The organism is Sphingomonas chungangi, assembly GCF_013778325.1.
GTDB lineage: Bacteria > Pseudomonadota > Alphaproteobacteria > Sphingomonadales > Sphingomonadaceae > Solisphingomonas > Solisphingomonas chungangi.
The window spans coordinates 1-12,607 of sequence record NZ_JACEIB010000026.1; the positions used below are offsets into that span (position 1 = coordinate 1).

Genomic DNA, 12,607 nt, shown 5'->3' on the forward strand with positions numbered 1-12,607 from the left:
CAAGTCGCGCAGGTCAGGTGGAAGGCCTATTCGAAGGCGCGCGACACGATGCTCGAGCGCACCCACACGCCGCTGGCACCCTGAGTCTGCGTTCGCGCCGATCACAAGAAGCTGGCGCGGCTCGCCGTGATGCGGCATCTGGTGAAGGAGATCGCGCCGGCGGAGATCGCTTCGAAGATCGACGGCCCCGATCCCGACATCCTTTTCACCTTCGAGAAGTCCGCGATCGAGGACGGCCGCCTGGCGAAGTGATCGACGTCTTTTGCTGAGCAGCGCCCTAGGTCGCGCTCATGTCCGACAATCCGCTGTCGTCTCGAAGCTGACGCGGCTCCCGGACTCGTCGGGTCTGATGGTCCTCCCGAACCGCGTCTTGACCTTGTAGGCGAACGAGACGTTGGCCTCCCGCAATTCCGCGCTGTCGATGTCGAACCGGAGCAGCGCAAGCTTCGGGTCGGGCTTGTCTCCCGGGGACCTGAGGGCCGTGCGTTTCAGGACTAGGCAGAAGTCACCGCGTATTTGAGATGGACGGCGCCACGGTCGAGCCGGCGGCAGTCAAGCAGAGACAGCTGGACGCGGCCCTTCAGGCCGTCCTCTCCGTGCGAGACGATGGCCTCCATGTCCTGACGCGCGTCGAGCGTCGGAGAGACAACGACGTGGAGCTCGTCGACGAGCCCCTCGGCCAGGAAGCTGCCGTTGATCGCTGCGCCGCCCTCCAGCAGAAGCGTCTCGATCCCGAGTTCCGAGCGCAGAATCTCGAGGGACGTCCGGAGGTCCACCCTGTCGTTCTCTGAGACGATGTAGGAGACGCCGTCTCCCGTGAGTTCCGCGAGGTGCTCGTCGCTGACACCGCCGCCGAGCAGCACGACCGCATGGTCACCGCCGATCTCCGAGCCTCGAAAATGCAGCTGGCCTCGAGTGTCGACCGCGATCGCATATTGGTTGGCGTTCCGCTGCGCGAAGTGATGGGGGCGCTCCACCTCGCCGGCTTCCGCTGGCGCGTGAGGCTCGCCCTTCGACATCTCGGCCATCGTTGTCCGTCCGACGAGCCAAGCGTCTCCGCCAAGTTCCCCATGCAGCTTCTCGTAAAGGCCGCTCCAGTCCTTGACCGACCCGTCCGGGCTCGCCGTGCATCGGCTGGCATGCAGGCCTCCGTCGATAGAGGACGACATGAGGCATATGATGCGGGGGCGGTCGGGCATGTTGATCTCCGGATGGAAACTGTCCAACCGGCGGCATGCGCGATGGTTTCAGTAGTCGTGAGCGAGCGGAATGCAGGACCGATGCCGGACGTGACGCGTTTTTCGGGGCATGGTCCACAGGAAGGTCGATCTCCCCGTCCACGGCGCGCGCGCTTATCTCGAGCCAGGTCCGGTTCTGCTCGTCACCTCGTGCCACGAGGGCGAGCGGAACGTCATGACGCTCGGTTGGCACACGATCGTGGAATTCAACCCGTCGCTGGTCGCCTGCGTGATCTCGGGCGGCAACCACAGCTTCGATCTGATCCGTGGCAGCGGCGAGTGCGTCCTCAATGTGCCGACGCTTGAGCTGATCGACACGGTTGTCGCGATCGGGAACCGTTCGGGACGCGAGCACGACAAATTCACCGAGCTCGACCTTGCGATCGGGGACGCGGAGAAGGTCGCCGCGCCGCTACTGACCGCTTGCCATGCGAACTTCGAGTGCCGGCTTGCCGACGCTCGCATGGTCGACGACTACAACCTCTTCCTGTTCGAGATCGTGAAGGCGCACGTCGCGTCGCGGCCGAAGCATCCCAAGACGCTGCACTATACGGGCGACGGCGTGTTCGTCGTCGCCGGGAAGGTGGTCAGCCGGCGAGGGGACTTCCAGCCCGCGTTGCTCGGCAACGGGCGGTAGCGTCCATCCTCGGGTTCCGCGCGTTGGGTCGTCACGATCCGAAGGGAGCTCCATGATCACTCTGCACCATCTCAACTTCTCGCGTTCGACCCGCGCCCTGTGGCTGCTCGAAGAGCTCGGCATCGAATATGAACTGGTCGAGCACAAGCGCGACCAGAACTTCCGTGCACCTCCCTCGCTTTCCGCGGTGCACCCCTTGGGCAAGGCGCCCGTGATCGTTGACGATGGGCTCATTCTAGCCGAATCCGGAACGATCCTGCGCTATCTCGAGCAGAAGTACGGTGACGGCCGGTTGGTGCCGGCGCCCGGTACGCCGGATCGGGCCGTCCATGACGAATGGCTCGATTTCGTCGAGAGCTCGGCGGCCCTGCCGGTGATGCTGACGCTGCTTGGAGGTATGACGGGCGGCCTGCCGGAGGGATTGAAGGCCTTCACGTCTCCAGAACTCTCGAAGACGCTGGGCTACATCTCCGATCGCGTGACAGATCGGACGTATCTCATGGGCGATCGGCTCACGCTGGCGGATATCCAGATGAGTTACTTGCTAGCTGCGCTGGGACGAACCGGGCAGCTAGATGCGTATCCTGCCGTCGCCGAGTATCTCGATAGACTCGAGGAGACGCCGGGGCTGAGAAAGGCGATCGAGAAGGGCGGCCCGATGGCGCCGCCGGATCGGGCCTGACCATGGCGTCGGTGGACATCAATCTGGCGACCGCCGAAGAGCTCGACGCCGTGGAAGGGCTGCGCGGTCACGGTCACGAGATCGTCCGCTACCGCGAGGAGCGCGGCCGTTTCACCGACACCCGGCAGCTCGATGAGGTGCCGGGCCTAGCCGGCGTGCTGTCGGCCGACCAGCGCGCTGCCCTGACGGTTGGAGACATTGGAGCGGAGTGAGCGCCAAGACGTCGGATCTAAACTCCTAGTCAGCTCATTTGACCGTCTTTGGCGGAACGCCCTTTTCGATCCCTGCTTGTCGTCGTCGCTTGGCGCGGATCACGCCCCAGAATTTGCGGAGGACGAAAAGACCGATGCCGAGGATGAGAAGACCAGCGACGAGGAACGGCACGATCGATTTCGGGCGGTGAAAATAGCGCCCCAACGGTCCTCCGAGGCCGTAACCGACCGCCGTGAACAGCAACGACCAGAGAATGGCGGCGACCGCGTTGAGCGCGGAAAAGCGGGCCTGGGGCACGTCGGAGGTGCCTACCGCGACCGGGCTGATGGTGCGCAATCCGTAGAGGAAACGGAACCCGAGGACGAAGGCGATCGGGTGCTTTTCAAGCGTATCGAGGGCACGTTCGGCGGCCGGTTTGTCGAGCATCTTCTCGACGCGCGGATGGTCCCGGAAATGGCGGCCGAAAAGAAAGAAGGCCCGGTCTGCGGAGAAAGACCCCAAGGCGCCCGCGATGGCGACGCCCGGCAAAGAGAGGATATGCTGATGCGCGAGAATGCCTCCCGCGATCACCGCCGTCTCGCCCTCGAGACCAGCGCCGAGGAAAACCGCGCCCAAGCCGAAGCGGGCGATAAGGGCTTGGAGCGGCATCGTACCCCTTGTGCGCCGAGCGGCCCGGCGACGCCAGCCGCCTTTCGGCTGGACGTCGCAGGTCCGGTCGGCTTCTGGGGCGTCAGTCTCCGCCGTCGGGGATGGCGGCCGCCTGCTCGATCAACCCCTTGGCCTTGAGCTCGTCCCAGAAAGCCGTCGGGATCTTCGCCTGCATCGAGTTGTAATCCTGCGAAATCTGCTCGGCGCTGCTGGCGCCAACGACAAGCGCCACGGCCACATCGGGCGCGGCCGAGAACTGAAGTGCGGCGGTGCGCAGGTCGACGCCGTGGCTTGCCGCGACGGCGCGCAGCGCCTCGCGCTTGGCGAGCGCTCCTGTCGGGATTTCGTGGTTTTTCGGCCCATAATTGTAGCGAGGGCTGCCGGACACGAAGCCGGCGTTGAGCGCCGACCCGATGACGAGCGCGACGCCTTTCTCGCGCACTGCGGGAAAGACCTGGTCGACCGCATCCTTGTGGTCCACCAGTGAGTATTGGCGGGCGCAGAGGCACACGTCGGGATCGGCGACGTCGATCACCCGGAGGATCGGCTCGGGGCAGTTCACGCCTATCCCCCACGCCTTGATGATACCCTCGTCGCGCATCCTGGAAAGGGCAGGGAAGGCGCCTTTCTCGGCGATGGCCAACTGCTCCTCCCAACCGTTGGGAAAGTATGCGAAGTCGGGGGAGATATCATGAACGAAGGCGACGTCGAGGCTGTCGAGCCCCATGCGCTGCAGACTGTCCTCGATCGAGCGCCTGACACCGTCGGCGGTATAATCGAACACGATGTCGTTGGGAGAATCCGACAGCGGAAAATAATCTTCGTGGGCATTGTTGCGCGTTGCCTTGAAGAGCTTGCCCACCTTGGACGAGATCAGGAAGTCGTCACGCCGCTGGTTGTGAAGAAAATGCCCGAAGCGACGCTCGGACAGTCCGAAGCCGTACCATGGTGCGACGTCGAAATAGCGCACGCCCAGATCCCATGCGGCCGCGAGGGCTTCCTCGGCGTCCCAGTCGAGGATCTTGTTGAACTCGTTGCCTAGCGGCACGCCGCCCATGCCGAAGCGGAATTCGGGCTTGAAAAGCGCCTTGGCGCGGCTGCCGTGACTCATGAGACGACTCTCCTTCGATCGCTACGGTGAGGATGCTGCTTGGCCCCAGAGTATGTGTTGGTTCAGCGCCCGCTGATCCGCCAGACCGCATTCCCGAGATCGTCGGCGACGAGGACGGCACCCTGATTATCGGTTGCGAGGCCGACAGGTCGCCCGTGCGCGGTCTTCCCGTCGGCCAGGAAGCCGGTCAGTACGTCGACCGGTTTTCCGGAAGGCCGGCCGCCAGCGAAGGGTACGTAGATCACCTTGTAGCCGTTGAAGGGGTCCCGGTCCCAGCTGCCATGTTCTCCGACGAAGGCGCCGCCGCGATACTGGGCGGGAATGGCGTTGCCGGTGGAGAAGGTAACGCCGAGCGGCGCGACGTGAGAGCTCAGGCCGTAATCGGGCACGATCGCTTTCGCGACGAGATCGGGCCGCTGCGGCATCACCCGCGGATCGATATGCCGGCCCCAATAGCTGTAAGGCCAACCGTAGAAGCCGCCGTCCCGGATCGAGGTGAGATAGTCGGGAACGAGGTTGGGGCCGAGCTCATCGCGCTCGTTGACGACCGCCCATAGGTCATGGCTGCTCGGCTCGACCGCGAGGCCGGCGGGATTGCGCGTGCCGGTCGCGTAGAGACGGTGCGCGCCCGTGACGCGGTCGACCTCCCAGATCGCGGCGCGCCCTTCCTCGGCGACCATCCCGTTTTCCGTGATGTTGCTGTTGGAGCCGACGCCCACATAAAGCTTGGTGCCATCGGCGCTCGCCGTCAGACTCTTCGTCCAGTGGTGATCGATCGGTCCACCAGGCAGATCGGTGACCTTGGTGCCGGGATCCGTCATCTTCGTCTGGCCGGGCATGTAGTGATAGCGGATCAGTGCGTCGGTGTCGGCGATGAAGAGATCGTTGCCGACAAGCGCCATGCCGAATGGTGAATGCCGTCCCTCGAGGAAGGTGAAGCGCTGGTCTGCTATCCCGTCGCCGTTGGTGTCGCGCAACAGCAGGATATTGTTCGGGGCCTTGGGGCCGAAGCTCTTAGCATGCGCCTGGATCAGGCCCATGACCACGTCCTTCGGGCGATTGACGGGAGGCTTCGGCCCATCCGACTGCGCGACGAGCACGTCGCCGTTGGGCAGGACGAACACCGATCGGGGATGAATGAGGCCGGTCGCGAACGGCTCGACCTTGAGCCCCGGTCCGGCGGCCGGCATCTCGCCCTTTGCCCAGGGTTTGGAGGTCGCCGTCTTCATCGGCGGCAGGAGATATTCGTTCGGTTCGGGAAGCGTCGGGTTCGGTCCGATCTCGGCATCGGGCGGGGCAACCTGCTTGTGGCACCCGGAAGCCGTCAGCAACATGGTGATGGCGAGGAGCGCGCCGCTACGTCTCGAGGAGAACTTGGCGGGGCTCATGCGATCGCCTCCCGACGCGGCGTGGCGAAGTGCGCGAGGAATCCCATTCCCAGCAGCAGGATGACGACAACCACGGAGAGGGTAAGGCCGGTCGGAACGACCGAGGTGTAGCCGTCGCGGCTATGAATGAAGGCGTTGAAGATCGAGAGGATCAACACGATCGCATGACCGATCCGCGAGATCATGCTCGGCCACAGGCCCTGCACGAATGCCTGGAAGAGTCCGATCAGGACGATCACGAACGCGACGAGCAATCCGACCGTGAGAAGCCAGACGGACGCAGTCTCCCACGCCATGTTGTAGGATTTCGCATAGACGATGTCGGTCAGCAGCGTCAGGACGAAGCAGGACGCCGGAAAGCTCATCAGACTGGCGAAAAACGGTCGGCGTGGCTCGAGGGCTTGCATGCTCTTGTCTCCACCCTGCCGCCCGATTGCGAGACGTTCCGACAGGGCAGAGAGTTCCCCGGCTGTGCTGGTCCACAGGCCGCTCAAGCGTGATTGCCGTCGAAAGGCTCGCCCTTTTCCTCGATGCTTTCGGCAGGGTCCGCTTCCGGGTCCGGATCGCTGAGCGTTTCCATGAGCGTTTCGGGACCGCCAGCGTCGGCCTCCTCCCCATCGCCGGCGAGTGTCCTGCCATCATCGGAACCCGATCCCTCCGGTCCACGATCGCGAGCTTGGTCCATTGTCATCGCTTGCTCCTTCCGTTTCGTAGAACGCCCGAGGTCAAAGGATCGTCCCGGCAGTTTGGAACGAGCGGTTTTGCTTCGGAGCGGCCGTTCAGAGCCGGCTGAGCAGGTTCTTCATGCTCGTATGCGGCGCGGTGCTTCGGCCGCCATCGTTCGGCTGACCCTCGCACTCGTCTTCCAGAACCTTTCGGATCTTTTCGATCTGCCCGTCGGTCAGATGCTCGATCCCGATGAATTGCTCTCGTGCCTTCTCGACCGCGCGCAGCAGTTCGTCGAGCTTCGCCTGCATCGCCGCGCCGTCGCGGTTCTGGCTGTTCTGGATCAGGAAGACCATCAGGAAGGTGATGATCGTCGTGCTGGTGTTCACCACCAGCTGCCAGGTATCCGAATAGTGAAAGAGTGGCCCGCAGATGGCCCAGACCACGATCAGAGACGCAGCGAGAACGAAGGTTATGGGCTGCCCGGCCCAGTAGGCGATGCGGCCGGCGATACGGGTGAAGGTCTGGTCCATGTCAGCGTCCCGACTGGAGAAATGTCGGACTGGAACGCTTGGAGGCCGCTTTCGGCAGCAATCCTCTCCGTGCACGCTCGGTGAACGCGGTCCGATGTGGTGGAGTGACGGTGCGCCCGATCTCCATCGCCGTCTGATCTGCAATATCATCGATGTTGACTGGCACGCCGCCCTGCCGGTCGCCATTCGCGATCTGTCGAACATCCGTTGCGAACGACTCTCTACAGGAACAACCCCCCGGACGGGGACTTCTAGGCTCCATTCCTTTCAGTATCGGAGCGAGCCATGGCCGACGGAGCCGATTCCTTCCTGACCGACGTTACCACCCTGCGCGAGCGCGCCCGAAAGTCGCTCGACGACGGTGCGGTGATGCCCACCTACAAGGGCGACCCCGAGAAGACGATCGAGCTCCTGCAGTCGGTGGTCGCAACGGAACTCGTCTGCGTGCTGCGGTATCGGATGCATGCCATCTCGGCCGACGGCATCACGTCGGAAAGCGTCTCGGCCGAATTCGAGGAACATGCCGTCTCCGAGCAGAAGCACATGCAGATGGCGGCCGAGCGGATCGACCAGCTTGGTGGCGTGCCCAATTTCAATCCGGAGGGCCTCGCATCGCGCTCCGCCACCGAATATGGCGATGGCGGCAATCTCGTCGAGATGATCAAGCAGAACCTGATCGCCGAGCGCATCGTCATCGAGCATTATCAGGAACTGATCCGCTATTTCGGGGATGACGATCCGACGACGCGGATCATGCTGGAACACATCCTCGCCGAGGAGGAGGATCACGCGTCCGACATGCACGATCTGCTCGTCGCCCACGAGGGCAAGCCGTTCCTCAAGGGATGATCATTCCGGACAAGGAACGCCGGATGCGTGTCGCGATTGGCGCCGCTACGCAGAACAGCGTCGATCCGCGCCAGTTTCCGATTGGGGCGTGCCCATCTCCGGGGCGAGCAACCACAACCGGCCATCCCCGTGCCGATGTTCCATATTCGGAGCCGGATTGGGCGACCCCAACATCTTGCCGCAAAGACCGTTCGAACGGGCGCAGCCGCACATTGATCTAAGTAAAGTAGCGGAAAAAGCTCGATTTTTCAGGAACAGCAAACCGGCCCCGTCTGTGCAGAAATCTCGATTCCGAGGAGAGGAGCCATGCTCTTCGCCCGTGTGCGCGAAAAAGCGAACCTGCTTGTCAAAGATGCCGGTTTCGACGCGTCGGTCGTTCTCACCCACGGCACCAGCGACAGGACCTTTTATCCATGCCCGGCGGCCTGAGGGCCGAGGGGCATCGAGCCCAATCCCAGAGAACCCAGCGGAGACAAGGCCATGCTCGTCCAATCCGTCAACTGCACGCTCAAGGCGAGCGGCGAAAGTTCCACCGACGCGATGATCGCCGTCCTCGCCAAGGAGCTCGAGGCGAAGGGCGCGACGGTCGCCGAGACGGTTCGCGCTGCCGCCTTCAACATCAGGCCCGGTGTCACCTCCGACGAGGGCGACGGTGACGATTGGCCGCATATCCGGGAGAAGATTGTGGCGGCCGACATCCTGATCCTCGGTACGCCGATCTGGATGGGATCGGCGGGCAGCGTCGCCAAACGCGTGATGGAGCGCATGGACGCCTTCCTCGAGGAAACCGACGATCAGGGCCGCATGCCAAGCTATGGCAAGGTCGCCGTCACCGCGATCGTCGGCAACGAGGACGGCGCCCACTTCGCCTCCGCCCAGATATTCCAGGCGCTCAACGACGTCGGCTGGACGATCCCGGCCGTCGCCGCCTGCTACTGGGTCGGCGAGGCGATGGGATCGACCGACTTCAAGGATCTCGACGAAACGCCGAAGATGGTCGCCAAGACCGCTAAGATGGTCGCGTCCAACGCGGTGCATCTCGCCAGCCTCCTCAAGGACAGCAATTATCCGGGCTGAGCGCCCGACCATCGCCGTGGAGAACATTCATGTCCAACCGCCTGACCAAACAGGATCCACGCTCGCAATATCCGCGCCCGCCGTTTCCCGAGCAGCCCCAAGACGCGCCGGGCCTTGCGCGCGCGATGGACCCAAAACCTGATCATGGCGAGACGAGCTACAAAGGCTCGGGCAAGCTCGTCGGTCGCAAGGCGCTGGTCACCGGCGGCGACAGCGGCATCGGTCGGGCCGCCGCCATCGCTTTCGCGCGCGAGGGCGCCGATGTCGCCATCTCCTATCTCGCCGACGAGGAGCAGGACGCGCAGGAGGTCGTGAAGCTGATCGAGGCGGACGGCCGCAAGGCGATCGCGCTTCCCGGCGACATCACCGAGGAGATCTGGTGCCGTGACATGGTCGGGAAGGCGGTGTCGGATCTCGGCGGTCTCGACATCCTCGTGATCAACGCCGGGCGTCAGCAATATCGAGAGAGCGTCGAGAAGCTTTCGTCGGAAGATTTCGATCGCACGCTCAAGACCAATCTCTATGCGATGCACTGGATCGTCCAGGCCGCCGTGCCGCATCTGGAGGCGGGCGCGTCGATCGTCACGACGGCCTCCGTGCAGGCCTATGATCCGTCCGCCATCCTGCTCGATTATGCGACGACCAAGGCCGGGATCGTCGCCTACACGCAGGCGCTGGCGAAGCAGATGATCGAGAAGGGCATTCGCGCCAACGTCGTGGCGCCCGGACCGGTCTGGACCGTGCTCCAGCCAAGTGGTGGCCAGCCGCAGGAGAAGGTCCGTAAGTTCGGGGAAGGGAGTGCCTTTGGCCGTCCTGGGCAACCCGTCGAACTCGCACCCGTTTACGTCCTGCTGGCGAGTCAGGAGGGGAGCTACATCAGCGGCGAAGTTTACGGTGTGACCGGCGGGGCGGGCGTGGCCTGAGCAGAGGAGAGCGACGATGCCCCGTGGCGACAAGAGCAGCTACACCGACAAGCAGAAGCGCAAGGCCGAGCATATCGAGGAAGGCTACGAGAAGCGCGGTACTCCCAAGAAGGAAGCCGAGGCACGCGCCTGGGCGACGGTGAACAAGGAATCCGGTGGCGGCAATAAATCCGGGTCCGGTCGCGGTGAGGCCGAGAACCACAGTGCCTCGTCGCGAGGAGGCAAAGCGCACAAGTCTGGCTCGCCGGAGCGGCGCTCAGCGGCCGCCCGCAAGGGCTGGGAAACCCGGCGCCGGAACGGCAACGCATGACGAAACAGCGCTCCGACGAACCGGAGGTGAAGCCCTTCAAGGGCCCGGCGGGCGGATGGGGCTCCGTCCGCTCGCTCGCCGACATCCTGCCGCGCGAGCATCTGGGCCCGGAGGCCTATCGCGAACTCGCCCGGCAGAACAAGCCGGACGGCTTCATGTGCGTCAGCTGCGCCTGGCCCAAGCCCGCCGATCACCACCCGGCCGAATTCTGCGAGGAAGGCGCCAAGGCGACGGCCTGGGAGCTGACGCGGTTGAGAACCACGCCGGAATTCTTCGCCGAGCACACGCTCGCCGAATTGCGCGGCTGGAAGGATTACGATCTCGAACAGCACGGGCGCCTGACCCATCCGATGCGCTACGATCCGGGCACCGACAAATATGTCGCCGTCTCATGGGACGAGGCGTTCGACGAGATCGGGCGCGAGCTGAAGCGGCTCGATCCGAAGTCCGTCGTCTTCTACTCGTCGGGCCGGACCAGCCTCGAAGCCTCCTACATGTATGGGCTGATGGCTCGGATGTTCGGCAACCAGAACCTGCCGGATAGCTCCAACATGTGCCACGAGTCGACCTCGGTCGGCCTGAAAGCGGCGCTCGGCGTGCCGGTCGGGACGACCCAGCTCAAGGACTTCAAGGAAACCGACGCGATTTTCTTCTTCGGCCAGAATGTCGGATCGAATGCGCCGCGCATGCTGCACGACCTGCGCGATTGCCGGAAGCGCGGCGTCGAGATCGTCACCTTCAACCCGCTGAAGGAGAGGGGGCTCGAGCGCTTCACCGATCCCCAGAATCCGGTCGAGATGGCGACGCTCAAGGAGACCGCGATATCGACCCAATATCACCAATTGCGGGCCGGCAGCGACATCGCGGCAATCATCGGCATCTGCAAGTTCCTGATCGACTGGGACGATCTGGCGAAGGCAGATGATGATCTGCCCGTGCTCGATCACGACTTCATTGCCCAGCATACCAAGGGTTTCGACGAGTTCGCGGCCGCCATCCGCAAGACGGAGTGGGCGGACATCGAGCGCGAAACCGGCCTCGCCCGCGAGGAGCTGGAAGCATCTGCGCGCATCTATGCCAAGGCCAAGGCGGTGATGGCGATCTACGGCATGGGCATCACCCAGCACGTCAAGGGCGTCGAATCCGTCCGTATGATCGTCAATCTGCTCCTGCTTCGCGGCAATGTGGGCAAGCCCGGTGCCGGACCGACGCCGGTTCGCGGCCACTCCAACGTGCAGGGGCAGCGCACCGTCGGCATCACCGAAAAGACCGAGCTGGTGCCCGTCGAGAAGCTGGAAGCGCAATACGGCTTCAAGGCGCCACGCGAGAAAGGCCTCGACACCGTCGAGACCTGTAGAGGCGTGATCGACGGATCAGTGAGGGCGGTTGTCGGCCTCGGAGGCAATTTCCTGCGCGCCGTGCCCGAGACCGGGGCCATGGAGGAAGCCTGGCCGCGCCTCGACGTGTCTGTGCAGATCGCGACCAAGCTCAATCGCAACCATCTTTTCGCAGGCCGGGTGACGTATCTTCTGCCCTGTCTCGGCCGCATCGAGCAGGATGTGCAGGCGAGCGGACCCCAGGCGGTCTCGACCGAGGATTCGACCAGTTGCATCCACGGCTCCCGCGGCAAGGCGAAGCCCGCCAGCCCCTATCTGCTTTCGGAGCCGGCGATCGTGGCCGGGATCGCCAAACGCATCCTCGACGACAACCCCAAGGTCGATTGGGACGGCTGGGTTGCAGATTATTCGACGATCCGCGATGCGATCGAGGATACCTACCCGGCGATCTTCAAGGATTATAACAAGCGCCTGTTCACGCCCGGCGGGGTCTGGAAAGGGAACAAGGCCTCGGAACGTATCTGGGAGACTCCGAGCAAGAGAGCTGAATTCCTGACGCCGGGCGAAATATCGGCCACGGGCTTCAAGGACGCGGACGGTCGATATCGGCTGATCACGCTGCGATCCAACGACCAGTTCAATACCACTATCTACGGCTATCACGATCGCTTTCGAGGGATCAAAGGCACGCGCGACGTGCTGCTCATGCACGAGACCGACATAGCGGCCGCGGGCCTCGCGGAAGGACAGATTGTGGCCCTCGAGAGCGATGCCGGCGATGGTGTCCAACGCCGGCGCGACGGCATGATCGTCACTCCCTACGACATCCCGCGCGGTTGCCTCGGCGCTTACTATCCGGAAGCCAACGTACTGATCCCGGTCGAGCACCATGCCGAGAAAAGCCACGTCCCTGCCGCCAAATCGGTACCTGTGAGAATCCGTCCCTGATCGAAACGGGGAAACCATTCGGCACGCGTGCGTTTGGCCTGTCGAAG

At 63.8% G+C, this 12,607-nt stretch carries 17 protein-coding genes and 1 pseudogene; 11 read left to right on the top strand and 7 right to left on the bottom strand.

The genetic code is table 11. The features are described 5' to 3' along the window. A pseudogene (locus HZF05_RS21960) lies at nucleotides 1-84 on the top strand (polyphosphate kinase 2); the annotation flags it as partial. 45 nt (nucleotides 85-129) lie between these two features. Further along, entirely contained in the window at nucleotides 130-252 is a 123-nt protein-coding gene (locus HZF05_RS22175) for a hypothetical protein (protein WP_281367527.1), read from the top strand. Between the two features lie 242 nt (nucleotides 253-494). Here HZF05_RS22175 and HZF05_RS15725 read toward each other — a convergent pair whose 3' ends face one another. Beyond that, nucleotides 495-1,199 (bottom strand): dihydrofolate reductase family protein, encoded by a 705-nt coding sequence (locus HZF05_RS15725; protein ID WP_160362758.1) that lies wholly within the window; start codon nucleotides 1,197-1,199, stop codon nucleotides 495-497. Between the two features lie 109 nt (nucleotides 1,200-1,308). Here HZF05_RS15725 and HZF05_RS15730 point away from each other — a divergent pair, with 109 nt between their 5' ends. From HZF05_RS15730 to HZF05_RS15740, 3 genes are read left to right on the top strand one after another with little or no spacing between them, the layout of a single operon-like run. Beyond that, entirely contained in the window at nucleotides 1,309-1,875 is a 567-nt protein-coding gene (locus HZF05_RS15730) for a flavin reductase family protein (protein WP_160362759.1), read from the top strand. 52 nt (nucleotides 1,876-1,927) lie between these two features. After that, the gene (locus HZF05_RS15735; RefSeq protein WP_160362760.1) at nucleotides 1,928-2,557 is read left to right on the top strand and encodes a glutathione S-transferase family protein; all 630 of its coding nucleotides are present in this window, start codon (nucleotides 1,928-1,930) and stop codon (nucleotides 2,555-2,557) included. Nucleotides 2,558-2,559: 2 nt separating this feature from the next. Further along, a complete protein-coding gene (locus tag HZF05_RS15740) occupies nucleotides 2,560-2,769 on the top strand; it encodes a helix-hairpin-helix domain-containing protein (protein ID WP_160362761.1) in 210 nt (69 codons plus the stop codon). Nucleotides 2,770-2,803: 34 nt separating this feature from the next. On the opposite strand, the gene HZF05_RS15745 is transcribed toward HZF05_RS15740, so the two are convergent. The 6 genes from HZF05_RS15745 to HZF05_RS15770 form a co-directional block, all read right to left on the bottom strand. Then, on the bottom strand, nucleotides 2,804-3,418 hold the full coding sequence (locus tag HZF05_RS15745; protein WP_160362762.1) for a DedA family protein: 615 nt from the start codon (nucleotides 3,416-3,418) through the stop codon (nucleotides 2,804-2,806). A gap of 82 nt (nucleotides 3,419-3,500) precedes the next feature. After that, entirely contained in the window at nucleotides 3,501-4,529 is a 1,029-nt protein-coding gene (locus HZF05_RS15750; protein WP_160362763.1) for an aldo/keto reductase, read from the bottom strand. A 62-nt stretch (nucleotides 4,530-4,591) separates the two neighbouring features. Next, nucleotides 4,592-5,917, bottom strand: coding sequence for a PQQ-dependent sugar dehydrogenase (locus HZF05_RS15755; protein ID WP_160362764.1), 1,326 nt, complete (start codon nucleotides 5,915-5,917; stop codon nucleotides 4,592-4,594). Further along, nucleotides 5,914-6,324, bottom strand: coding sequence for a DUF2231 domain-containing protein (locus HZF05_RS15760; RefSeq protein ID WP_160362765.1), 411 nt, complete (start codon nucleotides 6,322-6,324; stop codon nucleotides 5,914-5,916). The genes HZF05_RS15755 and HZF05_RS15760 overlap by 4 nt, the downstream gene beginning before the upstream one ends. 83 nt (nucleotides 6,325-6,407) lie before the next feature. Next, nucleotides 6,408-6,608, bottom strand: a complete 201-nt coding sequence (locus HZF05_RS15765; RefSeq protein ID WP_160362766.1) for a hypothetical protein — start codon at nucleotides 6,606-6,608, stop codon at nucleotides 6,408-6,410. An 88-nt stretch (nucleotides 6,609-6,696) separates the two neighbouring features. Beyond that, a complete protein-coding gene (locus HZF05_RS15770) occupies nucleotides 6,697-7,116 on the bottom strand; it encodes a low affinity iron permease family protein (RefSeq protein WP_160362767.1) in 420 nt (139 codons plus the stop codon). A gap of 285 nt (nucleotides 7,117-7,401) precedes the next feature. On the opposite strand from HZF05_RS15770, the gene HZF05_RS15775 reads away from it, so the two are divergent. The 6 genes from HZF05_RS15775 to HZF05_RS15795 all read left to right on the top strand — a co-directional run bounded on the left by HZF05_RS15775 (nucleotide 7,402) and on the right by HZF05_RS15795 (nucleotide 12,560). Continuing rightward, entirely contained in the window at nucleotides 7,402-7,965 is a 564-nt protein-coding gene (locus HZF05_RS15775; protein ID WP_160362768.1) for a ferritin-like domain-containing protein, read from the top strand. A gap of 306 nt (nucleotides 7,966-8,271) precedes the next feature. After that, on the top strand, nucleotides 8,272-8,394 hold the full coding sequence (locus HZF05_RS22180) for a hypothetical protein (protein WP_281367528.1): 123 nt from the start codon (nucleotides 8,272-8,274) through the stop codon (nucleotides 8,392-8,394). Nucleotides 8,395-8,445: 51 nt separating this feature from the next. Then, nucleotides 8,446-9,042 carry a flavodoxin family protein gene (locus tag HZF05_RS15780; RefSeq protein WP_160362769.1) on the top strand — a complete coding sequence of 199 codons (597 nt, stop codon included), beginning with the start codon at nucleotides 8,446-8,448 and terminating at the stop codon, nucleotides 9,040-9,042. Nucleotides 9,043-9,071: 29 nt separating this feature from the next. After that, nucleotides 9,072-9,965 carry an SDR family oxidoreductase gene (locus HZF05_RS15785; protein WP_160362770.1) on the top strand — a complete coding sequence of 298 codons (894 nt, stop codon included), beginning with the start codon at nucleotides 9,072-9,074 and terminating at the stop codon, nucleotides 9,963-9,965. Nucleotides 9,966-9,981: 16 nt separating this feature from the next. Continuing rightward, a complete protein-coding gene (locus HZF05_RS15790; protein WP_160362771.1) occupies nucleotides 9,982-10,275 on the top strand; it encodes a plasmid stabilization protein in 294 nt (97 codons plus the stop codon). Further along, nucleotides 10,272-12,560 carry an FdhF/YdeP family oxidoreductase gene (locus tag HZF05_RS15795; protein WP_160362772.1) on the top strand — a complete coding sequence of 763 codons (2,289 nt, stop codon included), beginning with the start codon at nucleotides 10,272-10,274 and terminating at the stop codon, nucleotides 12,558-12,560. The genes HZF05_RS15790 and HZF05_RS15795 overlap by 4 nt, the downstream gene beginning before the upstream one ends. Nucleotides 12,561-12,607 lie beyond the last annotated feature (47 nt).